Raw genomic sequence first — 24,313 nt, 5'->3', positions numbered from 1 at the left:
GGCTCCGATATCCAAGGCTTGGATCACTTTGTCAGCGGCTTCATGGCCACCGCGCAGACCTTCAGCTCCGGGATCTTCGAATCGGGGTCCAGAGCTGGGTTCGTGAGCACGTTCGCGGCCGCCTCCGCGTAGTGGAACGGGATGAAAACAACGCCCTTCCCGACGATGTTGGCGACGCGAGATTGGATCTTTATGCTCCCCCTGCGGCTCGACACCTCCAGCCAGTCGCCGTCCTTGATGCCCAGCTCCTTCGCGTCCTCGGGGTTCACTTCCACGAACGGGTTCGGGCTCTCCGACTCGAGGGCGGGCGTTCTTCGTGTCATCGTACCCGTGTGGTACTGGAACATCAGCCGCCCCGTCGTCAAGATGTACGGGTACTCCTTGTCGGGAAGCTCGTCCGCCTCCCTGAACTCTATCGGTGAGAAGACTCCCTTCCCGCGGGTGAACTGCCCCTCGTGCAGGAACTCCGTTCCCGCGTGCCCGGGGTCCTTCACGGGCCAGAGCAGGTCCTCCCCGGCGTCCAGGCGGGCGAAGGACACCCCGCCATATATCGGTGCAAGTGATGCGAGCTCGTCCATGATCTCGGCGGGCGACTCGAAGTCGAATCCCTTCCCGCCAAGGCGCTTGGCGATGTCGATTATGATCTTCCAGTCCTCGCGGGATTCGCCGACAGGCTCTATCGCCTTGCGGACCCGCTGGACCCGCCTGTCCGTGGCGGTGAAAGTTCCCTCCTTCTCCGCATAGCTCGAAGCGGGAAGCACCACATCCGCCAGAGCGGCGGTCTCCGTCATGAAGATGTCCTGCACCACGAGGAAGTCAAGGGCCTCCAGCCCCTGCCTCACGTGCTCGATGTCCGGGTCGCTGATCATCGGGTTCTCGCCCACGATGTACATGCCCTTCACATTGCCCTCTCTGGCGGCATCCGTAATCTCCACGATCGTCAGCCCGGGCTCCCGCGAGAGCTTCGTCCCCCAGGCCTTCTCGAACTTCTTCGCGGCGTCCTCGTTTGCGACCGCCTGATACCCTGGATACACGTTGGGCAACGCGCCGACATCGCACGCGCCCTGCACGTTGTTCTGCCCTCTGAGCGGGTTCACTCCCGCCGCGCGCTTTCCGACGTTTCCCGTGAGCATCGCCAGATTCGCAACGGACTTCACATTGTCCGTTCCCGTGATGTGCTGAGTTATCCCCATCGAGTAGAATATCGAGCCCCGCTCGGCCTTCGCGAACATTCTTGCGGCTTCCTCGAGCAGGTTGGCGGGGATCCCGCAGATCTTCTCCACGGTCTTCGGATCGTACTTCTTCACCACTTTCTCGAAGTCCTCGAAGCCCTCCGTGCGCTCCTTGATGTACTTCTTGTCGTGCAGCTTCTCCTTCAGGATGACGTGCATCATGCCGTTCAGCCAGGCGACGTCCGTCCCCGGGATGAACTGCAGGTACAGGTCGGAGAACAGGCGCATCGGGACCCTTCGCGGGTCGATGAGGATGATCTTCGCACCCCTCTCGCGGGCCTTCACCATCCTCGACCCTATCAGCGGGTGCTGCTCTATCGTGTTCGAGCCAGTGATCAGGATAACATCAGAATCGTCGATCTCCGGGACGCTGTTCGTCATCGCCCCGCTTCCGAAAGCGTGCGCGAGCCCCGTCACTGTCGACGCGTGGCACAGGCGGGCGCAGTGGTCCACGTTGTTCGTCCCTATGGTCGCGCGCGTCAGCTTCTGCAGCAGGTAGTTCTCCTCGTTCGTGCACTTCGCGCTGCAGAGAGTGGCAATAGCGTCAGGCCCGTGCCTCTCCTTGATCTCGCCGAGCTTCTCCGCCACCAGGTCCAGCGCCTCGTCCCAAGTGGCCTCGCGGAACTCGCCGTCCTCCTTAATCAGGGGCTTCTGCAGCCGATCCTCGCACTGGACGAACACGTGCGCGTTCCATCCCTTGATGCAGAGCGCTCCCTCGGCTATCGGGTGCGTCTTGTCCGGCACTATGCCAACGAGGTTCCCGTTGACCACTTGCAGGTAGAACTGGCAGCCGCAGCCGCAGTACGGGCAGGTCGTCAGCACGCTCTGGTAGCTCATGCGCCCTCCTCCAGCTTCTCGTCCTCCAGCACGGTCGTCAGCGGCGGCTTCGCATCGCTCGCCCCGGGCAGGTAGTCGAACAGCTCCTTCATGTCCTGCCTCAGCTGCCTGTAGAGCAGCGTCAGCGGTATCCCCATCGGGCAGGCCTCCTCGCACTCGTAGCAGTGCACGCAGCGGTCGACCATGTGATACGCCCGGATCAGATGGAACATCGGGAACTCCGGCGGTATCTCGCCCTTCTTCACCCACATCGGGTCCTCGAGCACGCAGTCCTGGCACACGCACACCGGGCAGGCGTTCTTGCAGCCGTAGCACTTGATGCACTTCGCGAACACGTCCCGCCAGTAGGCGAACCGCTCGTCCAGGGACATCTCCGTGAGGTCCTCCAGCTCGGGAGGGACTACCCCCTTCACCTTCTCGCCGAATCGGATCTCCGTCGGGTACGGGATGTCGCACTCGCACGCCTGCGCCTGCTCCGCGCTGCATGCCATGCCGATGAACTCGATCGCATCCTCATCTATCTGATACCGCTTGAACAGCTCCACCAGCGCTCGTTCGTCGCATCCCCTCCCGATGAGCGCGATCTTCTTCACTCCCGACGCCAGCGCAAGGATGGCCACGGCCGCGAGGTTGTACTTCGGGTCTATCTCCAGCGTGGAGACGTCGTCGCCCTTCACGAAGAGGTGCGGGCCCACGCGCCCGTTCTCCCGCCAGAGAGCGAGGACTCCGTCCACCTTTCCCCCGTCCAGGGTCCTCTTCACGAGCTTGCGGATGTCTTCAAGCATAAGAACCAGCATACGGATTCGGTCCGAGCTCACGTATCTGCTCCGTGAACTCCCTGATCATGTTCGAGAACGGCTCCGCCTCCGCCGCGGACGCCCAGTCCAGGCGTATCCTTCGCGGGTCTATCCCTATGTGCTCGAGCAGTCTCTCGAGGACCTGGAAGCGCTTCAGCGTTCTGTGGTTCCCGGTCACGTAGTGACAGTCGCCTATGTGGCAGCCCAGGATCAGCACACCGTCCACGCCGTCCGAGAGGGCCTTGATGACGAACTCGGGCTTCACCCGCCCGGAGCACATGACGCGCACGATCTTGATGTTCGTGGGCTGGTCCATCCTCCCGATCCCCGCCAGATCGGCGGCGGCGTACGAGCACCAGTTGCAGCAGAAGGCGAGGATGTTGGGCTCGAATGTCACGCGCCACCTCCCGCCACGGCCTCTATCATCGCCAGTATCTGCTCGTCCGTGTAATGGCGCTGCTGCATCGCACCCGACGGGCAGGCGGCTATGCACGTCCCGCAGCCCTTGCAGAGGGCCTCGTTCACGACCGCGCGCAGCTCACCATCGATCTCCTCCAGCGTTATCGCGCCGAACTGACAGACCACCACGCAGGTCCCGCAGCCGATGCACGTCTCGTCCGAGAAGGCGGTCTCCACTCCGAGCGTGAGGGCCATCTTGGAGAGTATCCCGCACGCCCTGGCGGCGGCTCCGGACGCCTGCGCCATCGAGTCGGCTATGTCCTTGGGCCCCTGGCAGCAGCCCGCTAGGAAGACGCCGTCCGTGAACGTGTCTATCGGCCTCAGCTTCGGATGCGCCTCCATGAAGAAGCCGTCCCCCGACAGCGAGAGGTTCAGCAGCCTGCAGATCTCGGGTGAATCGTGCTGGGGCACCAGTCCCGTCGCGAGGACGACCAGGTCGGCCTTGAAGTCCTTGTGCCCTTTGCACCTGACCTTGATGTTATCATTATTGATAGTGACTTTTAGCGGGTCCTCCAGCTCGCGCAGCCGGTAGTCCACGCCCTCGTCCAGCACCTTCTGGTAGAACTCCTCGTGGCCCTTCCCGAACGCGCGGACGTCCGTGTAGTAGACGGCGACCTTCGCGTCGGGCAGCTTCTTCAAAACGGAATGAGCTTGCTTCGCCGTGAAGATGCAGCACACGCGGGAGCAGTACTCGTTGCCTTCCTTCTCGCGCGAGCCGACGCAGGATATGAACGCCACCCGCTTGGGTTCGATGCCGTCGATGACCAGCTTCCCATCCGTCGGGCCAGTGTAGGCGGACAGCCTCTCATACTCCGGTGCCGTGATCACCCGCGGATGCTTGTAGTGCAGCTCCTCCTTCTTCGTCGGGTCGTAGTTGTCGAAGCCCGTCGCGACGACGATCGTTCCGACGTCCACTTCCTGCGTTCGCTCCTTCTCCTTCAGGTCGATGGCGCCGAACTTGCACGCTTTCACGCATGACGGCTTCTTCGCGCACTTCCCGCCAACGAAGTGGCTGCAGACAGTGTCGTCTATCACGTACGAGCGGGGCACAATCCCGGTTGAGGGCAGGTATATCGCCTTCCTCTTCTGCATACCATAGTTGCGCTCGTCCGGCACCGAAACAGGACAGACCTCCGTGCACTCACCGCAATAGGTGCACTTCTCGCGGTCTACATAGATCGGCTGCGTGCGGATGGTCGCCTTGAAGTTGCCGACGTAGCCGTCGATGCTCGCCACCTCGGAGTTCAGATGCAGCGTTATTCGCGGGTTGTCCAGCACCTCCTCGAACTCGGGCACGAGCAAGCAGTGCGGGCAGTCGCCCACGCATGTCTCCTCGCACTTCCGCAGCGGGAACATCTTGCTGAACCAGGCGGCCTTCCCGCCCATGTATGGCTCCCGCTCGACGAGGTGGACGTCGTATCCCCTGTCCGCGATGTCCGTCGCGGCGCGCATCCCCGCCACGCCCGCTCCGATCACCAGGGCCGTGTTGGTCACGCCGACCTCCCTGCTGTCGAGCGGTTCCAGCAGCGCGGCGCGGGCCACGGACAGCTCCACGAGCCTCTTCGCCTTCTCCGTCCCCGCCTCCTTGTCCTTGTGGATCCAGGAGCAGTGCTCGCGGATGTTCGCCATCTCGAAGAGGAAGGGGTTCAGTCCCGCGTCGGCGACCGTCGCCCGGAAGGTGGGCTCGTGCATTCGCGGGGAGCATGAGGCAACGACCACGCGATTGAGGTCGTGCTCCCTGATTCCGTTCTTGATCTGCAGCTGCCCGGGCTCCGAGCACGTGTACATGTTGTGCTCCACGTAGACGACGTGGGGCAGCTTCTTCGCGTGCTCCGCCACCGCCGCGCAGTCGACCGTCGCGCCTATGTTCAGGCCGCAGTGGCAGACGAAGACCCCAATCCTGATCTTCTCGCTCATCCTGCTTCCTCCAACGAATCAGCGAGGAAGGTGAAGAGGTCCGTCACCTCCACGTCTACGTCGGTCTCATTGTCCATGGCGCACCGGAAGTGTATGAGGCATTTCGGGCAGCCCGTCACCATCGCATCAGCGATCCCCGCCGCCTCCACCAGCCGCTCGACCTGCATCCTCTTCGAGTTCTGGTCGCAGTTCATCCAGCAGGACGTCCCGCAGCAGGCAGCCATGCGCCTGTTGTCCTCGAACTCGACGAGCTCCACGCCCGGGATGGAATGCAGCAGCTCCCTCGGGGGCTCGTAGATCTTCTGGTACCTGCCCAGCCTGCAGGAGTCCTGGAATGTCACCTTCCTCGGCGTCTCCTTGAACTTCAGCTTCTCTGCGTTCTCGCTCAGGAATACGGACAGGTGCACCAGCTCCACGCCCGCGAGGTCGTAGTCCTCCTTCAGCGTGTGGTAGCACTCCGGGCAGGTGAAGATAATCCGCTTGACCTTCGACTTGCCTATCGTCTCCGTGTTCAGCTCCCGCAGCCTCTCGAAGGCCTCCTTCTCCCCCGTCCAGAGGAGGTCGTGCCCGCAGCAGACCTCGTCCTCCAGCACGCGGGGCTTGATGCCCACGTGGTTCAGCAGCCTGATCGCGCTCTTCGCGGATTCAATGTGGCTGCCCAGGTCCTTGAAGTAGAGATCGTAATAGGGCGCGCAGCCCACGAATAGGAGGGTGTCGCTCTTGCCATCCGTCTCCACGGTGTCGTCGAGCCACTCCAGCCTCTTCTGCTTCAGCTTCCCGCCCGACATGAGCCGCATGACCGACTTGAGCACGTCCGAGTGCGTGCACTCGCCCTCGCAGCCCTCGTCCACGAGCTTTTCCCTGATCTCCCGCACGAAGACGGGATAGTGGACGTCGGAGGGGCAGTAGCCGGTGCACAGGTTGCACGTCAGGCACTCCCACATCTCGTCGGCGTCGATTGCCTCCTCGCCGTGCGCGAGTATCCGCTCGACTATCCTTCGCGGGGAGTAGACCTTCTCGCCGCGCGTGAGCGGGCAGGCAAGCGTGCACTTCCCGCAGGAATAGCACAGCTGGACGTTCGTACTCTTTATCGACTCCTCCAGCGTCATCTCACCGCCCCCGCCGCGTTCGGCCCCAGCCTCTTGAGCTCCTTCGCGAAGTCCTTGATCGTCTCCGTGAACTTCCTGCCCTCGGATGCTGAGAACCACTCCAGGCGGATGCGGTCCTCTCCCAGTCCTAGCGCCTCGGCCAGCTCCCTGGCGGCGCCTATCTTCTCCTCGGCCTTCTCGCTCCCGTAGAGGTAGTTGCAGTCTCCCTTGTGACAGCCCGCCACGAGCACGCCATCCACCCCGTGCTCGAAGGCACGGAATATCATGCCCGGGTCCACCCGCCCGGAGCACATGACGCGTACGATTCGCACGTCGAAGGGGTACTTCGCCCTGGAGATGCCCGCCAGGTCCGTGCCCGAGTAGGCGCAGTAATCGCACGTGAACGCCAGTATCTTCGGTTCGAACGCCATCTAGGACCTCCATTTCGCGGCGGCGTCCAGGACGGCGCCCATCTGATCGTTCGAATACTCGCGGATGTCCATCGCGTTCGTCGGGCAGACCACCACGCAGGCGCCGCAGCCCCTGCACAGGACGTCATTGACTTTCGCGGCCCGCACGCCGTTCGTCTGCACTATCTCGATGGCACGGAACTCGCAGGCGTCAGCGCATTTACCGCACCATCGGCAACGGTCCGTGTCCACGTACGCAATAGTGGGGTCGATCCAGATCTCCTTCGCGCCCAGGATGCGATTCGCCCTGGCGGCCGCCCCGCTCGCCTGAGCGACTGAGTCCGGGATGTCCTTGGGCCCCTGTACGCAGCCCGCCAGAAAGATGCCTGGCTCGTTCGTGTCCACCGGATGCAGGGCGGGGTGCTGCTCCTGGAAGAAGCCGTCCTCGCTCCGCTTCACGTTGAGTATGTTGGATAGGAATTCTGAATCGGCGGTCGGGACCGCGCCGTTGCACAGCACGACCAGGTCGCACTCGTACTTCGGATGCCACTTCGCCTTCACCACGAGCCCGCCTTTCTTCATCGCCACGAGAATGTCCTCGTCCAGCTCCCGCCGGCGGTAGTCCACGCCCTCGGCACGCACGCGGTTGAAGAACTCCTCGAAGCCCTTGCCGTACGCGCGCATGTCGGCGTAGTAGACGACGACCTCGCCGCCGTGCATCTTCTCGTGGATCATGTGGGCCTGCTTGGCCGTGTACATGCAGCAGATTTTCGAGCAATAGGATATGCCCTTGGAATCGTCGCGCGACCCGACGCACTGGATGAAGGCGGCCTTCTTGGGCTTCTTGTCGTTGATGAGGAACTCCCCGCCCGTCGGCCCGCTGGCGTTGACGAGGCGCTCGAAGACCATTCCCGTAATCACGCCCTCGTGCTCCAGCCCCAGGTTGGGCTTCTGAGAGGCGTCGTAGAAGTCGTAGCCCGTCGAGAGGATTATCGTTCCTACGTGCAGGTCTATCTCCTTCTCCACGTCCTCGAAGTTTATCGCCTCGCGGGCGCAGGCATCGACGCACTTCGGCGACTTGCCGCACTTGCCCTTCGTGAGCATAAGGCAGGTCTCCGGGTCGATGAGGAACTTGAGCGGGACCGCCTGGGGGAAGGGTATGTACGCCGCCCCCCGCTTGCCGAGGTTCATGTCAAACTCGCTGTCAATGCGGCCCGCCATCCTGCACTCCTCGGCGCAGACGCCGCAGCCGACGCACTTGTCCATGTCTATGTATCGCGGCTTCAGCAGCACGCGCACGGTGAAGTCACCCACATGGCCCTGCACGTCCTTGACGTCCGCGTACGTGACAAGCTCGATGTTCTCGTGTCTGGCGGCGTCCACCATCTTGGGCGTGAGTATGCATGCCGAGCAGTCCAGCGTCGGGAAGGTCTTGTCCAGCTGCGCCATCTTGCCACCGATGCTGGGCTCCTTGTCCAGCAGGTAGACCTTGAAGCCGTTGTCCGCGACGTCGAGCGCCGCCTGGATCCCCGCCACGCCGCCCCCGATTACGAGGCAGGACTGTTCCACGGGCACCCTCTTCGGCTTGAGCGGTTCGATCAAGCGGGCCTTCGCCACCGTCCCGCGCATGACCGCGATCGCCGCCTCGGTCGCCTTCCTCTTGTCGTCGTGAACCCAGGCGATGTGCTCGCGGGCGTTGACCATCTCCACGCGGTAGGGATTCACCCCGGCCTCGGACGCCCAGCCGCGGAACGTGTCCTCGTGCAGCTTCGGCGAGCAGGCGACTATGACCAGCCGGTCGAGCTCGTGCTCCTTGATTGCCTTCTGGAAGTACTCCCTCCCCGCCAGAGCGCAGAGGTGGGCCTGGTTGTCAACGAATGAAACGTCATCGAGGGTCTCGGCCTCCTTGGCCACCTTGCCGGTGTCTATGTGCTTGGAGATGTTCCCGCTGCAGCCGCAGACGAATACGCCGATGTTCACAGCCTACCCCCGTGAGGAAGAGCCAGAGTGCTAGGTTTGAGCCTCAAATGGGTCTTTCAACAGATATCAGGGAGGCTATTATAAGGTTTCGCGGGGGCTCATTCTTCTTCGGGTGCTGGAGTACGCATTTCCGGCCGACCTCTCCTTGCGACCATCAGTAGCGTGGCGATGACTCTCCCGAGCAGCAGCCACCAGAGAACGGAAACAACGATCGGGAGATAGGATCCGCGTTCGTAGCCTATGAGGTACCCGGGCCACCAGTAGATCATTTCTGCCCAAGTGAAGAAGGCCCATCCTCCTCCCGTCATGAACAACTTCCAGCCGGACAAAGCGGCGAGGACGACCAGGACTGCGGTGACTATCAAGAACACCAACCTTCGGAAGCGGGCTTCATCTTGGTCCTTTGCCCTCAGAACGCTGAGATCGAGCATCTTCCTCGTGGAATCATCACGATGTGTGGATAAGAACTTTCCCGCGACCGCAGACGAATACGCCGATGTTCACCGTCTACCCCCGTGAGGAAGAGCCAGAGTGCTAGGTTTGAGCCTCAAATGGGTCTTTCAACAGATATCAGGGAGGCTATTATAAGGTTTCGCGGTGATGATGAACGGAGGGATCAGAACCGCATGCAATCACACACCGAGCCTTCCACTGAAAGGCCCAATCGGTTGTTGATCTTCACTGTTCTAGGATTCTTGGGCCTCATTCTGGGTATGTTCGTTCCGTTCGCCGCCGAAATAGGCATGAGCGTGCTCTCGGCTGGCGTCCTTCTCTGGTTTATGGCCTTGCTCGCTCGGAAGGACCACAAGTGGTCATCTGAGGTCAACTTCTACGGGGAGGCGCTCGTCATCTTCGGAGCCATGGCCGTCCTCGGAGCGGGTATCGGCATGTGGATGCAAATCCTGGAGCATTTCTGAACTTCCATCTGGATTGGCTCTTCACAGGATATCAGGGAACGCATCATGGGAGTTCATGCGGGCGCTGGACTGTTCCCGTACTCTTTGACCAGAAGACACTGGAACATGTCTGTCTGTCATGGGCAAGGCATTTATACAGTAAGACCCTACACTTACATGTCTCGAGCACGCGAGGATTTCGCAGCACGAGGTAATTTGTGATTGACATTGGGGAAGGGTAACTCCGCAACAACAGCTCGAAAAGCCCGCCCAAGAAGCTCGAAAAGCAACAGAGCGGAGGTTGATAGAATACTTGGGACAAAGAGAGATAGAGTTCGGTACTTCAAGTCACTGGAGGATATCCCTGAACTCTCAGAGGATGAAAGGGACGAGCTCGAGCCAGTGGCAAGAATCTATCCCTTCCGGTCCAACGACTATTACCTCAGCCTGATAGACTGGGATGATCCGAACGATCCCATCAAGAGAATCGTGATCCCCTGCTTGGACGAACTCGACAACGGGGGAACCCTCGACCCGAGCAACGAGAAGAGCAACTACGTCGCCAAGGGGGTGCAACACAAGTACTCACCGACGGCGTTATTCCTCATCAGCAAGGTGTGTGGCGGCATCTGCCGCTTCTGCTTTAGAAAGAGGCTCTTCGCCGCCTCAAGAAAGGAGGCGAGTCTGGACATCTCCGAGGGTCTCGAGTACATCGGTCAGCATGATGAAATCGATAATGTGCTGCTCTCGGGCGGCGATCCGCTGATCCTGAGCACCAAGCGACTGGAGCGCATACTCGCGAGCTTCCGCCGCATACCCCACGTGAAGACGCTTCGAATCGGAACGAAGATGCCCGCTCACAATCCATACAGAATAATCCGGGACCCGATGTTGCTCAGGGTGCTCAGTGAGCACAGCAATCCCCAGAGAAGGATCTACATCATGACCCAGTTCAACCACCCGAGGGAGCTGACACGTCAGGCGATGAGAGCGATCGCCCTGCTACAGGACTCGGGCGTCCTGCTCGCCAACCAGACGCCCCTGATACGAGGTGTGAATGACGACCCCGACGTCATCTCCGAGCTCTTCAATCGGCTTAGCCATTCTGGCGTCACACCCTACTACCTCTTCCAGTGCCGGCCGACCAGGGGTAACAGATGCTTCTCCGTGCCGATGGAAGAGGGCTACGGCATCTTCGAGGAGGCCAAGAGGACCATGAGTGGTCTCGCCAAGCGGGCCAGATACGTGATGTCTCACACAACGGGCAAGGTGGAGATCCTGGGATTGGATGAGGATTCCATCTACCTCAAATACCACCAGGCGAGGGACCCTGAGGACGTAGGCGGGTTCTTCTCCGCGCCGAGAGCAAAGGACGCCCTGTGGTTGGACGACCTCGAACTGGAAGAGCTCGGTACCTTTGATGAAGTGCAACAGCTCGCAGAGATGGAGAGCTGATTCTTCCTCGATTCCCGCGGAATGCCCATTGCGCGATTCTTCTCACTCCTTCAAGCGTGCCAGAGCGCCACGTCTCGAGGAAGTCTGACGGGAGTTCCTTCCTTGGGCCTCTCGAAGGAGGCGCCTGGCAGGACAACGATGCCTGTGCCCTTGAGGAGTTCTTCGCAGAGCGTGTGCCTGGTTGTCAACGAATGAAACGTCATCCAGGGTCTCGGCCTCCTCGGCCACTCTGTCATTGTGTAGTTGGAAATGTTTCCGCTATAGCCGCGGACGGTGAGCCACGGAATCAGGTCTTCTCGGGATTGCATTTATCTATCACCTCCCCATCAGAGGGAGCGGAAGGCATGCCGCGCCTGCCGGATTCGGACGGGGACGCGTGTCACTTCCACATGACCATGGATTCATGGAGTTGATGGAATTGGAGAGCTATAACGCACGGGAGATATCCGATGGGGTCTATTGGGTGGGAGCTAGGGACTGGAACCAGAGGCTGTTCGACGCCCTGATCCCTCTCCCGCAAGGAACGACGTACAATGCCTATATCGTCAAGGGCGAACAGAAGACCGCGCTCGTGGACACTGTGAGGCCTGGGTTCGAGGAGGAGCTGCAGGCAAGAATCGGCCAAGTCACCGAGCTGGCATCACTGGACTATGTCATAATGAATCACGCAGAGCCCGACCATGCTGGTTCGATTCCACGTATCATGGAGAAGAGCGAGTCGGCTGTGCTCGTCACGACGAAGAAGGGGGCCGAGATGGCATCGGTACAGTACGGCGTCCCGGCAGAGAGAACACGGGTGGTCAACGATGGCGACACGATCCCGCTGGGCGGGAAGACCCTGAGGTTCATCGAGGCCCCGTGGCTGCACTGGCCCGAGACTATGTTCACTTACGTCGAGGAGGCCCGAGTGCTGTTCCCGTGCGATTTCCTGGGACTGCACACCGCCCACGGGTTCTATGACGACGAGGTGGAGGAGCTGATACCCTTCGCGAAGAGGTACTTCGGCGAGATAATGATGCCCTTCAGGAAGATGGGCGTGAAGGCCCTCGAGAAGATTGGCGGCCTTGACATCAAAATCATCGCCCCGAGTCACGGACCCGTCCACAGGAACCCTGACAGGATCCTCAGCGCATACCGCCAGTGGGTCTCGGGAGAGACAAAGGAGAAGGTCATCGTCGTGTACGTGAGCATGTGGAACTCGACGGAGACCATGATCAAGACGATGGTCGAGGCGCTCTTCTCGGAAGGGATCGAGGTCAACCTGTTCAGGCTCCCCGACGCGGACATCGGTGACATCGCCAGGGAGCTCGTGGACTCGCGGGGCATCGTCCTCGGCACGCCCACCGTCCTTGGCGGGATGCACCCCGTTGCGCTCTACGCCACCCATCTCGTGAAGGCGCTGAGGCCGCTCCTTCTTGAGGTTCAGCGTGTTGACTTCTTCGAGACGGATGTCTTCAGGCAGAATCGATTCGTTGATTTCCCCAATCGAGGGTTGATAGACCCTGAATTGGATGCCATCCGATACCATTGCGATATACCGAACCCTCGGTTCCCCCTCCGTCCAAAGAACCGCTAGGTATGTCCTCAATTGCTTCAGGGCCTCAGTCAGACTCCGTTCGTCGAGTCGCATCTTGAACTCAACAATCAGGTTTCCAAGCAAGGCATCAATTCTACCCCTGATCATCACTTGAGAACCTTTCGATTTGACATATTTCTCAAGTTTCGGAGAGAGAACATGAGGGTAGTCTGCTTTGATTCCAATGAAGACTTCCTTGACCAAGTTCAGGAAGTTGAAGGCTTTCGTACTCTCCGAATTTGCGGACTCGATTTCATGTACGTAATCTGGCAGCCTCTCTTCAAAGGATTCAACAGGAATCGGCATATCCCCACCACGCTCTGTCATCTAATCCGTTTGAAGTACTTAACTATAGATACTTCGCCGTAGACTGTCACAAATCTAGCCTTATCTTCGACCTCCTCCACTTCCCATCCCAGTTCACATTATGAACCGAAACGATGTTGTTCCTTCTTGAAACGTCAGAACCCGTCTCTTCTTCCTCTCCTGTCTCTTCCGTGTCAGGACCCATCGCTCCACGAACTCAGACCCACTTCCCGTCCCGCTTCCGCTCTACCGAATAGGCTCCTTCAGCCGCCCGACCTCAGCTCTTCATCCGATACACGAACCGCAGGTCCCTGGATTCCCGGTTCCTCTCATTCAGGTGCGACTCCAGCTCTATCCTGTCCAGCTCGATGTCCTTCACCTTGCCCAACATCCGCAGCGTCTTCCTGATTTCCTTGACAACCATCCTGTCCGAGATGGGGACGCCCCTCAGCCTCCACCATCCCCTTCCGACGCTTCTGAAGACGTCTTGCCCACGACCGTCGCCTTCGCCGCTCAGTGTCGCCCTAACCTCCATCCTCCAGTTGAGACCTTGCTCGACCTTCTTCTGGATGAAGGCGCTTCTGCTAGCCTCGATGTGCTCATATATCGCAGGCAAATTGGCTTCTCCGCCGAGTTCTTCAAGAACTTGAGCGATAAAGGCGGACCACGTGAGACGAGGTGGCTCGATCGGACCGCTCTTCTTCCTAGTCACATTCTCACCTCCTTCGTAATCTCTTCCTAATGGGGTTCACGTCAGAAAAAGGCTTCCCGCCATGCTCAATCACCCTGATGCGATCGTACGCCTCAACCCAGCAGCCGCTCTCCCCGCTCCCGCACGTGATACCTCACCCGCCTCCCGTCCCGCTCGCGCCTCACCAGACCGAGCTCCTGCATCCGACCGAGAGCGCCCGCCCGCATGGTGTTCACGACCTTCACGGACTTGGAGCTCCCCACGAGCATCTTCGCCGTCAGCCTGTCGGGCGTGTCCTCCCCCGACGCTATCCAGCGGGCCATCCTCCTGTAGAGCTCGTACTCGCCCTTGACCTCGTGCTCGAAGTACTCCAGCAGGAAGTCTATCTCCTCCCCGCTGAAGACCTCCGTCGAGGGGGCTTCCAACATGGGGTTCTTGAGGCGGGCGAAGTCCATGCCCGGATACGTCAGCGAAACGGTCTCGGGCTCCCGCGAGAGCGCGACGAAACCCAGGTGGGCCAGGGCGCCCGCCGGTCTCCTGCCCCGCACGAGGTGGCAGAGGAAGTGGTTGCGGAACCGCCGCTTGGACTTGTCCACGTTCTTCGGGAAGCCCGCCGCGAGCCTCTCGCCCCGCGGGATGAGGTTCGTCCTGTCCAAGGCTTCGAGGTGCATGCGGACGCGGACCGCCGCCTCCGTCGCCTCTATGTGGAAGACCTTGAGCGGGACTCTCTCCTTGAGGCTGGCCAGCACGCGCAGGGAGACCTTGAGCGGGAAGAGGCGATTGACCTGTCCCCAGAGCACCGTCGACGACGCGTGGTACTCCTCCTCCACCTTCAGGCTGTCCCAGGGGATATCGCTCCCGCGCAGCCCCCGCCAGGGGTCCACGAGGGCGTGCTCCCGCGAGCGGGCGAGGGATCTGGCGCCGATTCGCTCCCCCACCTCGAGCCCCTCCAGGGCGAACTGGTTCTCCAGGGCGACCTGCACGAACTGCGAGATGCTCATCTCCATCGCTCGGGCGACCGCTGACAGATGCTCGTATATCTCCGGCGGGAGTTCCATAACGACCTTCATGAGGCCAGTCATCTTTTCTGACGTATATGATAGTTTTGTTATGATACAGCCCCACAACACTTGTTGTTATGTTGAACATCTGTTGTACCCCTACACAGTTGCATTCATACTCGAAAGTGTACACGTTCCGAAGAATTCCTGCCAGACTATATTTTCCGCCCCGACCTGTGTCAGATCGCCTGGAACGGCGCCACCCAGAGAACTTAAAAGGAGGTGAAAAAAAAGTGGAAGTGAAGAACATCTTCGGAACGAGGTTCAGCGGAACCATCGGGAAGAGCATGACGGCCTCCAGATGGAAGGGCGTCCACTACCTGAGGGAGTACACTGTACCCTCGAACCCGCGGACACCGCTGCAGGTCAGGCACAGGCTGATCTTCTCCAAGGGAGTGGACACCTGGCAAGGCCTGTTGACGGCACAGCAACAGCTCTTCGACGCCCTCGCAGAGGGGATGACCGGCTTCAATCTCTTCATGAAGAGATGGCTGGAAGCCCACACTGCAGGAGTCGAGGAGATCAAGCTGCCCGTGGTCTTCGAGGGAAGCGTGGACGAGTCCGACCTGGACGGCTGCTGGTTCATCCTGAGGAGGGGTCGCAAGACCCTTTTCCAGAAGGACCTCTCCGACGGTACCTTCGGGATCGCCATGTCCGTGCAGGACGTGCCATACGACATAGTCCTGAGGCGGGCGGGCCTTGAGGAAATAGTGGAGACAATCCATGACGTCCTCGAGATCGACGTCCCGATGACCGTCGAGAGCGAGACGCTCGGCCTGCGGGTCGTGCTGGACCTCCCCGAAGAGATCCGACCACCAGAGGAAATCCTTGAGGAGCTGATGTAGCTACAGCCTCAGGGACATTCCAAAATGCGCGAAAAGGGGAGTTCCGGGCTCCCCACCTTATTTCTTTTATGAACCTTTGCCTCCAGTGCTTCTCCACTGTTTCTCCACTCTTTCTCCTATGTCTCACTAGTGGTCCTCCACTTCCCCTCCACTTCCCCTCCACACCCACTCCGCTTCACCTCCGCTTAGAAGCGCTTGACGAATTGGACTCAAGGATTTCGATGCTCATCTGCTCGATTCCCGCAGCAGTTACCCCGAAACGATTTCACTTGGGCCGTGTGAGCTTCCGCACGGCAACATAGTTGAGACCTATCGTGCCCACAAGGAAGGCCCAGCTGAGGATAAGTGAGACAAGACTCCTCCAATTTAGACCTAGCACGCTAGGCAAAGAGAAGCTATGACCGATGGCCACAAGAAGGACTCCGCCCGCCCAAGTATCGAAATACAGCACCGGAAGCCCGCCCGACAGGTAGAGCACAGTGCCTGAGATTCCGATTCCCATTAGGATCATGAGCAGGCTGAGGGCCAACATGAAGGAGAGTTCAGGCCGTGAAGTGCCATAGCCGACTATCAGGAGGATGCCGACAGCAACCGCGTCCACCACCGAGGCTATGAGAAATGCCTTGGCCATGACCTTGGCGTACAACCTGATCTTGGCGTCCCTGTCCATCCAGGAGATCCTTACGATCGTATCCCTCCTGTCGTGAGAATCGCTGACGTGAGGTTAAGTGTTTCCCTGAAACGATTTCATACGGGCGGGCTCACTCCCACCTCTTCCGTAGCTCTTTGTAGAGCGGCGTCGAAACCCTGAAGTCGCTCTCGACCAGCTCATCCAGAACTTGCAGAGCCTCCTTCTTCTTCAGCAACCCGGCATCCGCGCCCGCCACCATCAGGCCAAGGAGTCCCGTGAAGTCCCTTCCCTCCGCCTGAGCCAGTGTTCTTGCGACCCTGTCATCCACGATCAGCCTGTCCCTCGAGAGGAATATGCTCGCCTCGCCCCTCCCGAGCCCTTGCTTCAGGTATCGCTCCAGATCGCCCTTCGTCTCGACGACCTTGATCCATCCCGCCATGGCCCCATGGAAAGCCTCCTTCTGCGGCCCCTCTTTGGCAGTGACCTCAGCGACAACCTCCGGTGTGACACAGACCTCGCCGAGCAAATCGCGAAGCAGGTCCAGTCGCCCGATGCTCAGAAGGGCTATCATTGTCGAGGAGTCGACAAAAACACGCATCACATCCATTCCTTCGCCCTTTCGGTGTCCCGCTCGAGCTCGGAAGGCGCATAGCGGAAGAAGGGAACCCCCACCTTCGACAGGAAGCTGGCCATCTCGTGGATAGTCACTCCGGCAGAATCGGCAGCCCCGCCGAGGCTCAGCTCCTCGTCTAGGTACCTCCTGACGGCGACTTCCATCCTGAGCTTCCTTAGCCCTTCGCGGAGGGCGTTGCGGGCGACCTCTGAGCGGGACATCTTCATCTCTTCCGACAAGCTGTCCATCTCCTCGAGCTCCTTATCGGGAAGGCGAAGCTGAACGGACTTCATCATTACAATGTAATGATTTGCATTACGATAAAGCTTTCGGTACTGACACATCTGGATGGGATTCAGGCGTGCGTGACCACTTCCGTGTCGAACTCGAGATGAAGGCCGATGGCCTCCTTGATGTTCTCGACCGCCTCGTCGTACGTCTCGCCCTGGGAAACGCAGCCAGGTAGCGAAGGAACGTACACTGTATAGCCTCCCTCCTCCTGAGGTTCAAGAACGATCTTGATCTTCATGTCTATGGTTCAGATGGCTCTCGTTCGCATATGAGAGTAGTGCTAGTGACAAAGCCAGAGGCGGGCCAGCGATGTTCCCCCGAAACGATTTCATAAGGGCGGGTGGATTCCCGAGCTGCGAGCAGGTCTCCTCAATCGCCCGCCCGTCTCGACGCTAACCAAGAGTTCGCCCAATAGGAGAAGTAAGTCACGCCGACGAGGATCGAATACACGAGCAGCCCGCCGATGAAGAGCGCCGCGAACAGTGAGGCGCTATCCCCCTGGAGGAGGAAGAAGAAGAGGGTCGAGATCACCGTCGCGCCCAAGATGACGGTTCTGACGGAATCCAATCTGATGGTCCTCTCGTACTCCGGGACCATCATCGCCCGCGCGTAATCCCTGCATCTGACCCGCAGATACCTGTACCTCCAGTACCAGTACGCGACCATCAGGATCAACCACGGCAGGGCGTACAGCAGTTCCGCGGGCCTGCCGTCCAGCGCGGAGCCCACGGTCGTAGCGATGTAGATGAACACGGGAGAGAAGGCGATGACGCTGATCACGTTCAGGTCCTGGAAGAGCTTGTCGAGATCGCCCAATATCCGCTCCTTCGAGTCGACCAAGTATCCCTCTCCACACACAAATCCGTTCCTGCCCTTAAAAGGGTATCTGGCTTCGTTCTCCGGGCGAAGGCGGTCGTTGTTAGAGGATCCCGCTCCACTCGCGACAGATTGTCTGAGCGTGGGGAAGAAGCGTCACAATCGTGATACTATGGAAAACGTGCTAGTAACTCATCCGTTTTCAGATAGAATCCGAGGTTTTGGCTATACAAAGCCTAAGTCCTCCCAGCACGAATATGAACTGGAGTGATGAGACGGCGATCATGAGGAAGAGGAGCTTGACTGTGGCGTTTCTGCTTCTGGCTAGTGCTTTCTTTGTCGGGATATCCGTCACGCCGAGCGCGAGAGCTGCAACGCTGTACGTTGGCGGAGCGGGTCCGGGGAACTACTCTTCGATACAAGGTGCGATCGACATGGCAAGCTCCGGGGACACGGTATTCGTGTACAGCGGGACGTACAACGAGACGGTCGAGGTCCGCAAGACCCTCTCCCTCGTGGGGGAGAACAAGTACACGACGGTGATAACGGACGAGACGGAGGGAGGCGTCGTTCGGGTCTCTGGCTATAGGTCCAACGTGACAGGGTTCACCGTCATAAACACAGGACAGCAATACACCGACCATGGGATCTCCGTCAGCTGTGAGGGCTGCCTAATCTCGGGCAACCGCATCCTGGCGAGCGAGGGCGTAGGAATCATACTCCGGGGCAGCTGGACCACCACGGTATCCGACAATACGGTGGTGGACGGCGGCTACGGCATATACTCCTGGGCAGGAATCGGGAATCTGGTAACCGCCAACAGATTGGAGAGTGTCTGGGAAGGGATTCACGCAGATTTCCCCGAGTACCTGACAATCGCGAACAACACCGTTCTGAACAACGGTTATTTCGGGATCTGGCTCTTTAGCGGGGATTACAGCTCCGTGCTCGGGAACAACATCTCGCATAACAGTTGTGGCCTCTGGCTCGAGGGGTCCCGGTGGGCACTGATAGCGAACAACACGTTCATCGACAACCAGCAGGGAATCCAATCGAGCTGGTGGTCTGAAAACAGCCGAATCTATCACAACTACATGGACAATCCGAGGCAGGTGTGGGTGCACAATTCGACCAACGACTGGGACAACGGCTATCCCTCCGGCGGGAACTACTGGAGCGACTACACGGGTGTGGACGTCTTCCGTGGCCCGGGGCAGAACATACCGGGAAGCGACGGCATCGGGGACACGCCCTACATCATCGACGAGGACACCCAGGACAACTACCCCCTGATGAGGTTCCCGCCCTCCCCAATCGTATGGGTCGACATGCTGTACGGTCCTGTCCGTGGCAATGCGACTCAGGTTTGGTCGTCCGCTCCTTCGGATGTGCCCCTCTCGAGCGGGAGTGGCTCTTGCGGGAGGTCCCCAGATTCAGCCTGCATATCTGTGACTTCACCAGCCTCCCCTCCCGCTTTGTCACGAGACATATCCTCTCGAGTGGTCACCCGCCAGGCTCGATCACCCTGATGCTGTCGTACGCCTCGAAGGCGGTGCCGTCATCCCACTTGCCTGTGATCTTGACCTGCACGGACTCCCTGAGTGCCTTTGTGGCGGGCGGGCCGCGAAACAATCATATATACCCCATCCATTTGCGATATTGGAGGGACTGAGATGTGGGCAGACAGTCGAAGGGCGAGCGTGATTCTAGCGTTGACGCTCCTATCGGCCTCGCTTCTCGCCGCCGTCGTCCTCATGCCCGGAACTGCGACTGCCACGACCCGCTATGTCGGCGGAGGCGGCCCTGGCAACTACACGAGCATACAGGCGGCGATCGACAACGCGGACCCTGGGGACACCGTCTACGTCTACGCCGGCACATATCGGGAGATGGTCAGGATCAACAAGACGCTCTCCCTTGTCGGTGAGAACAGGGACACGACCATAATCAAGGACATCGTGCCCGGTGGTCTGGTCTCTGTCCAGGCTGATTGGGTGAATGTCACAGGATTCTCTCTTGTGGGTGAGTGGTCCTACCCAAGCATGGTAGGAATGAATCTCTGGTACTCTCGGAACTGCACAATCTCGAACAACATCTTCTTAAGGAATTGGTATGGCCTGAGTCTGCACGACTCAAGCTACAACACGATTGCAGACAACGCATTCGTCGAGAACTGGAACGGATTGGAACTCAGCTCTTCGCCCGACAACAGAATCCACGACAACGAGATTCTGCACAATCATGGCTACGGCATGTACATCTACACTTCCGCCAACGTGACGATCAGTCGTAACAACATATCATCAAACGGCGGCGGCCTGCACATGGAGGGGACTACGTATGACATCATCAAGGCGAACACCTTCCTGGGGAATGGGATATACATGAGAGGCGGGTCCGTCTCCCACTTCAGCACGCACAAGATTTCGACGGACAACATGGTCAATGGAAGACCCATTCACTACTATAGGGACCGTCGGGGCCTGAACGTCGACGGCACCCAGCTCGGTCAGCTCATCATTGCCAACTGCACGGGCGTCAATGTCTCAAACCTCCACATAAACGGCACCGATGTGGGCATCCAATTAGGTTACGTGAGCGGAGCCACGATATCAGGCAACAACGTCTCGACCAACGGCCAGGGAATCCTCCTCTGGTTCTCGGAGAGGATGACCATCGCCGACAACGACGTCTGGGGGAATGGCGGAGGCATCAGCCCATATTACTCCCGCGACATCACACTGAGGGAGAACAGGATCTTCACGAACTCCACCATCCACTGTTCATCCGGGATCCATCCTTTCCGCTCGACCGATGTTTCGATTATCGGCAACACCATATCTAGATGTGGTGAAAGCGTCTACATTCAGAACTCGGAGAATCTTACGATCTCAATGAACGAGTTCTTCTCAGGAGCTGAGGGCGTCCGCACATGGGTCTCCGCGAACCTCACGATCAATGGAAACAACTTCTCGGAGTACAGTACAGGGATTCGATCGTTTTACTCCACCAACATCACCGTCACCCGAAACAAGATCCTAAGCAGCGAATACGCAGGCATTCGCTTCCAGGATGGGCACGACATCACCATCACAGGGAACAGCATCGCGGAGAGTGAGAGAGGCATCGCCCTCGAAAACACGTCATCCGCCCTCATTCATCATAACAATCTCATCAACAACACGCTGCAAGCGTACGATGACATGGGCGCCAATAACTCGTGGGATGATGGCTATCCTTCAGGAGGCAACTACTGGTCCGACTACGAGGGAGTGGACAACTGCAGCGGACCGAACCAGGACAACTGCCCGGATCCGGACGGCATCGGAGACACGCCCTACGTCATTGACGGGGACACGCGGGACAACTACCCGCTAATGGCTCCCTGGTCTCCCCCGATCGCGTGGAACGAGGTGCTGTACGGTCCTGTCCGCAGCAATGCGACCCAGGTATGGTCCCCTCCCCCAGAAGTGCCACTCTCGAGCGGGAGTGGTTCTTGTGGGAGGTCACCATATTCAGCCAGCACGTATGTGACTTCACTTGCCTCCCAATCCGCTTCATCACAAGAGATTTCGGTTCAAATGGTCACACGCCAGGCTCAATCACCCTGATGCTGTCGTACGCCTCGAGGGCCGTGCCGTCCGCCCACTTGCCCGTGATCTTGACCTGCACAGGCTTGCCTGCCACTTGACAGGCTCCTCTCCCGATACATTGATAAGAAAACCGCCTCATGTGCAAAAGGAGGTGCGCCCATGGGGCATTTGTGGAGGATACTCTCTTTCGCGCTGATCATGATTCTCGCCACGACAGGCACGGTGCTCCTCACCGAACAGGCTCACGCAGGGACCCCCGTAACAGGGGACATCGTGGTAGACACGGTCTGGTCTCCTGCAGGAAGCCCCTACTGGATTGAGACGGACGTCACAGTTCTGGCAGGCATAGAGCTGGTCGTCCTCGCAGGTGCGGAAGTCAGGTTCAACGGTTCATACCGACTGTACGTCGGCGGGAGGATTCTCGTCCAGGGAACTGCCATGGACCCAGTCCTCTTCACGTCCAACAGCTCGACGCCTTCTCCATCGGACTGGGGAGGCCTCAGCATCTTCGGAGAGTGCCACGTGAACCATGCAAACATCTCCTATGCCGTGAGAGGCATCTACACCACATCGTCCTACAACACCATCAACGAGAGCTCCTTCTACAGGAATGAGGACGCCCTCTTCATCAGCACCGGTTTTCAGAACCTGGTCAGGAACAATACGCTCTACTTCAACACCGCTCGTGGCATCGTAATATGGCAGTCGAATTCGAACAACATAACCGGCAACAACGCCAGCATGAACGTTGACACGGGACTCTGGCTCTACGAGAGCGCGAACAACACCGTCTCTCGCAACGAGTTCTACGGCAACAACCAGAATGGAATCAGAATCTCAAGTCTGAGCACCTCCAACCGCATCGTGAAGAACACGATCATGGACAGCCAGCTGTACCAGGGAATAGGCGTCTGGGATTCCCACGATAACCGAATACTCGGAAACACGATCAGGAGGAACAACAATAACGGCATCTACCTCGAGGCCTCCACGGGGAACAACGTCTCTCGAAACAACATCTCGGATAGCGTGGACTATCATGGGATATCCCTCTGGTATGCCGATGGCAACACGATACTAAACAACACGATTCGAAAAAGTAGCGGCAACGGAATCTATCTGGGATATTCCAATTCGAACGAGGTCCGAGGGAATGACATATCGGACAACGTTAACTTCCACGGTGTATCGATGTACTCCGCGAGTTCGAACGACATCTCTTGGAACCGAATAGGAAGTCTGTGGAGTGATGGTGTGTACATGGAAGATTCCTGGAGCAACACCATCTCCAACAACACAATCAACGACACGAACAACGGCATATCGATGTATGACTCTTGGACAATTGGCGTCTTCGACAACAAAGTCACAGTAGCGGACGATGGGATTCGCTCCCGCGGGTCATGGGATGTCGAGATCATCCGGAACAGCTTGTCTGGGAACTACGCAGGAATCGGCATCGGCGACTACTCGTCCAATGTCAGTGTCATTGGTAACACTGTCCAATCCAATACAGCAATCGGAATCGAAGTTTGGCTTTCTGACTGGATCACACTAGTGGGGAATGAGATCGTACAGAATGCGGCTTTAGGACTGGCAATCTCGGAATCTCCGAACTCCACCATACGAGAGAACAACATCACGTCCAACGGACTCTACGGAATCTATGCTGATTTGTGGAGCGACACCCACGTGTACCATAACAACTTCGTGGACAATCCCATCCAAGCTTTTGACTTAGGGGCGTCCGAGAATTCCTGGGACAACGGCTACCCGTCCGGCGGGAACTACTGGAGCGACTACACGGGCATAGACGCGTACTCAGGTCCCAATCAGGACCAGCCTGGAAGCGACTCCATAGGTGATACACCATACGTCATAGATTCCGACAGCCAGGACGACTACCCCCTAGTGCATCCTTTCGGAACGGACTACTCCCTTCCTCCCACGAACCTTGACGCAAGGCTGAGCGGGAACGGCCTTGAGAACGTCACCCTGACCTGGAACCTCTCCGCCGATGATGGAGGCGGGAAGGATGATGTCATCAGGTACGATATTCACAGGGGAACCACCTACGACAGGCGGGGGAACGGATACGTCCTCCTTGACCAACTCTCGAACGGCACGTCCACGTATGTGGACCTTTCGGTGGGGGAAGGTGACCCTGACAACTACTTCTATCGATTGTGTGCCGTCAACTCGAAGGATGTCTCATCGTGCGCCCCCTATCAGGGCGCCAAGTTCACTCGCCAGCTCGCCCCTGGTCCGAACCTCGTCTCAGTCCCGCTCAAGACATTCGACGGATTGATCGATATCGTTCTGCAGACAGTCAGATATGATAACGTATGGTCCTACGACTCCTCCTCCCGGGAGTGGAAATCGTCCATGAAGCACAAGACGTACTCTGGCGGGCTCTCGCGCCTAAATCACACCATGGGGATGTGGGTGAACGTGACAAAGACCTCGAACCTCACCGTAGCGGGAATCGTTCCCGCTCAGACTACGATACACCTGCACGAGGGATGGAATCTCGCCTCGTTCCCCTCAATCAACGCGTCCTACACCGTCGCGGACCTGAAGGCCGAGACCGGCGCCACGCGAGTGGAAGGATACGATCCTGATCCGCCTTACTTCCTGAGAGTGCTCGGGGACCCGGAGGTGCATCAGGCGGGATATGGATATTGGGTGAGGGTGGAGGCGGACACCATCTGGACCGTATCGTTCGCGTAGGGTCCCGAGACGATCTCATACGGGCGGACTCACAACGCAACCCTCACAGCAGCCTCTCGATCGCTTCCGAGATGCTCCAGACCTCGATT

Annotated in this window: 24 protein-coding genes; 7 read left to right on the top strand and 17 right to left on the bottom strand. The window is 58.9% G+C overall.

Going from position 1 to position 24,313, the window contains the following annotated elements; translation table 11 throughout:
• Positions 1-23 precede the first annotated feature (23 nt).
• The 8 genes from fdhF to LN415_01455 all read right to left on the bottom strand — a co-directional run bounded on the left by fdhF (position 24) and on the right by LN415_01455 (position 9,151).
• Positions 24-2,069, bottom strand: coding sequence for a formate dehydrogenase subunit alpha (fdhF, locus tag LN415_01490; GenBank protein ID MCJ2555768.1), 2,046 nt, complete (start codon positions 2,067-2,069; stop codon positions 24-26).
• Positions 2,066-2,854: a 4Fe-4S binding protein gene (locus tag LN415_01485; protein ID MCJ2555767.1), complete on the bottom strand. Its 789-nt coding sequence runs from the start codon at positions 2,852-2,854 to the stop codon at positions 2,066-2,068. The genes fdhF and LN415_01485 overlap by 4 nt, the downstream gene beginning before the upstream one ends.
• A complete protein-coding gene (locus tag LN415_01480) occupies positions 2,847-3,263 on the bottom strand; it encodes a hydrogenase iron-sulfur subunit (GenBank protein MCJ2555766.1) in 417 nt (138 codons plus the stop codon). Before LN415_01480 ends, LN415_01485 begins: the two co-directional genes overlap by 8 nt.
• The gene (locus LN415_01475) at positions 3,260-5,242 is read right to left on the bottom strand and encodes a CoB--CoM heterodisulfide reductase iron-sulfur subunit A family protein (GenBank protein MCJ2555765.1); all 1,983 of its coding nucleotides are present in this window, start codon (positions 5,240-5,242) and stop codon (positions 3,260-3,262) included. The genes LN415_01480 and LN415_01475 overlap by 4 nt, the downstream gene beginning before the upstream one ends.
• Positions 5,239-6,351, bottom strand: coding sequence for a (Fe-S)-binding protein (locus LN415_01470; GenBank protein ID MCJ2555764.1), 1,113 nt, complete (start codon positions 6,349-6,351; stop codon positions 5,239-5,241). The genes LN415_01475 and LN415_01470 overlap by 4 nt, the downstream gene beginning before the upstream one ends.
• Positions 6,348-6,761, bottom strand: a complete 414-nt coding sequence (locus tag LN415_01465; protein MCJ2555763.1) for a hydrogenase iron-sulfur subunit — start codon at positions 6,759-6,761, stop codon at positions 6,348-6,350. Before LN415_01465 ends, LN415_01470 begins: the two co-directional genes overlap by 4 nt.
• Positions 6,762-8,720 (bottom strand): CoB--CoM heterodisulfide reductase iron-sulfur subunit A family protein, encoded by a 1,959-nt coding sequence (locus LN415_01460; protein MCJ2555762.1) that lies wholly within the window; start codon positions 8,718-8,720, stop codon positions 6,762-6,764.
• A 98-nt stretch (positions 8,721-8,818) separates the two neighbouring features.
• Positions 8,819-9,151 (bottom strand): hypothetical protein, encoded by a 333-nt coding sequence (locus LN415_01455; GenBank protein MCJ2555761.1) that lies wholly within the window; start codon positions 9,149-9,151, stop codon positions 8,819-8,821.
• 84 nt (positions 9,152-9,235) lie between these two features.
• Here LN415_01455 and LN415_01450 point away from each other — a divergent pair, with 84 nt between their 5' ends.
• Complete coding sequence (locus LN415_01450) at positions 9,236-9,637, top strand: hypothetical protein (protein ID MCJ2555760.1); 402 nt, start codon at positions 9,236-9,238, stop codon at positions 9,635-9,637.
• Positions 9,638-9,925: 288 nt separating this feature from the next.
• On the top strand, positions 9,926-11,071 hold the full coding sequence (locus tag LN415_01445) for a KamA family radical SAM protein (GenBank protein MCJ2555759.1): 1,146 nt from the start codon (positions 9,926-9,928) through the stop codon (positions 11,069-11,071).
• Positions 11,072-11,121: 50 nt separating this feature from the next.
• On the opposite strand, the gene LN415_01440 is transcribed toward LN415_01445, so the two are convergent.
• Positions 11,122-11,379: a hypothetical protein gene (locus tag LN415_01440; GenBank protein ID MCJ2555758.1), complete on the bottom strand. Its 258-nt coding sequence runs from the start codon at positions 11,377-11,379 to the stop codon at positions 11,122-11,124.
• A 95-nt stretch (positions 11,380-11,474) separates the two neighbouring features.
• On the opposite strand from LN415_01440, the gene LN415_01435 reads away from it, so the two are divergent.
• Positions 11,475-12,647: an FprA family A-type flavoprotein gene (locus LN415_01435; GenBank protein MCJ2555757.1), complete on the top strand. Its 1,173-nt coding sequence runs from the start codon at positions 11,475-11,477 to the stop codon at positions 12,645-12,647.
• Positions 12,648-13,020: 373 nt separating this feature from the next.
• Here LN415_01435 and LN415_01430 read toward each other — a convergent pair whose 3' ends face one another.
• The 3 genes from LN415_01430 to LN415_01420 all read right to left on the bottom strand — a co-directional run bounded on the left by LN415_01430 (position 13,021) and on the right by LN415_01420 (position 14,726).
• Positions 13,021-13,158: a hypothetical protein gene (locus LN415_01430; GenBank protein MCJ2555756.1), complete on the bottom strand. Its 138-nt coding sequence runs from the start codon at positions 13,156-13,158 to the stop codon at positions 13,021-13,023.
• 72 nt (positions 13,159-13,230) lie between these two features.
• A complete protein-coding gene (locus LN415_01425) occupies positions 13,231-13,665 on the bottom strand; it encodes a hypothetical protein (protein ID MCJ2555755.1) in 435 nt (144 codons plus the stop codon).
• A 92-nt stretch (positions 13,666-13,757) separates the two neighbouring features.
• On the bottom strand, positions 13,758-14,726 hold the full coding sequence (locus tag LN415_01420; protein MCJ2555754.1) for a hypothetical protein: 969 nt from the start codon (positions 14,724-14,726) through the stop codon (positions 13,758-13,760).
• Positions 14,727-14,938: 212 nt separating this feature from the next.
• Between LN415_01420 and LN415_01415 the strand changes: the two genes are divergently transcribed.
• Positions 14,939-15,550 (top strand): hypothetical protein, encoded by a 612-nt coding sequence (locus LN415_01415; GenBank protein MCJ2555753.1) that lies wholly within the window; start codon positions 14,939-14,941, stop codon positions 15,548-15,550.
• Between the two features lie 265 nt (positions 15,551-15,815).
• On the opposite strand, the gene LN415_01410 is transcribed toward LN415_01415, so the two are convergent.
• The 5 genes from LN415_01410 to LN415_01390 form a co-directional block, all read right to left on the bottom strand.
• Positions 15,816-16,220: a hypothetical protein gene (locus tag LN415_01410; protein ID MCJ2555752.1), complete on the bottom strand. Its 405-nt coding sequence runs from the start codon at positions 16,218-16,220 to the stop codon at positions 15,816-15,818.
• Between the two features lie 91 nt (positions 16,221-16,311).
• Complete coding sequence (locus LN415_01405; GenBank protein MCJ2555751.1) at positions 16,312-16,788, bottom strand: hypothetical protein; 477 nt, start codon at positions 16,786-16,788, stop codon at positions 16,312-16,314.
• Complete coding sequence (locus tag LN415_01400; GenBank protein MCJ2555750.1) at positions 16,779-17,090, bottom strand: UPF0175 family protein; 312 nt, start codon at positions 17,088-17,090, stop codon at positions 16,779-16,781. Before LN415_01400 ends, LN415_01405 begins: the two co-directional genes overlap by 10 nt.
• Before the next feature lie 59 nt (positions 17,091-17,149).
• Entirely contained in the window at positions 17,150-17,323 is a 174-nt protein-coding gene (locus LN415_01395; protein MCJ2555749.1) for a type II toxin-antitoxin system HicB family antitoxin, read from the bottom strand.
• A 131-nt stretch (positions 17,324-17,454) separates the two neighbouring features.
• Positions 17,455-17,925, bottom strand: a complete 471-nt coding sequence (locus LN415_01390; GenBank protein MCJ2555748.1) for a hypothetical protein — start codon at positions 17,923-17,925, stop codon at positions 17,455-17,457.
• 260 nt (positions 17,926-18,185) lie between these two features.
• Between LN415_01390 and LN415_01385 the strand changes: the two genes are divergently transcribed.
• The 3 genes from LN415_01385 to LN415_01375 all read left to right on the top strand — a co-directional run bounded on the left by LN415_01385 (position 18,186) and on the right by LN415_01375 (position 24,224).
• Positions 18,186-19,430: a right-handed parallel beta-helix repeat-containing protein gene (locus tag LN415_01385; GenBank protein ID MCJ2555747.1), complete on the top strand. Its 1,245-nt coding sequence runs from the start codon at positions 18,186-18,188 to the stop codon at positions 19,428-19,430.
• 144 nt (positions 19,431-19,574) lie between these two features.
• A complete protein-coding gene (locus LN415_01380) occupies positions 19,575-21,512 on the top strand; it encodes a right-handed parallel beta-helix repeat-containing protein (protein MCJ2555746.1) in 1,938 nt (645 codons plus the stop codon).
• 141 nt (positions 21,513-21,653) lie between these two features.
• Positions 21,654-24,224: a right-handed parallel beta-helix repeat-containing protein gene (locus tag LN415_01375; GenBank protein ID MCJ2555745.1), complete on the top strand. Its 2,571-nt coding sequence runs from the start codon at positions 21,654-21,656 to the stop codon at positions 24,222-24,224.
• The last annotated feature ends 89 nt before the right edge of the window (positions 24,225-24,313 follow it).

It is taken from the genome of Candidatus Thermoplasmatota archaeon, assembly GCA_022848865.1.
In the GTDB taxonomy this organism is placed as follows: domain Archaea; phylum Thermoplasmatota; class Thermoplasmata; order RBG-16-68-12; family JAGMCJ01; genus JAGMCJ01.
Note: the sequence above shows the minus strand (reverse complement) of the source record. Positions and strands in the feature narration are given on the sequence as shown.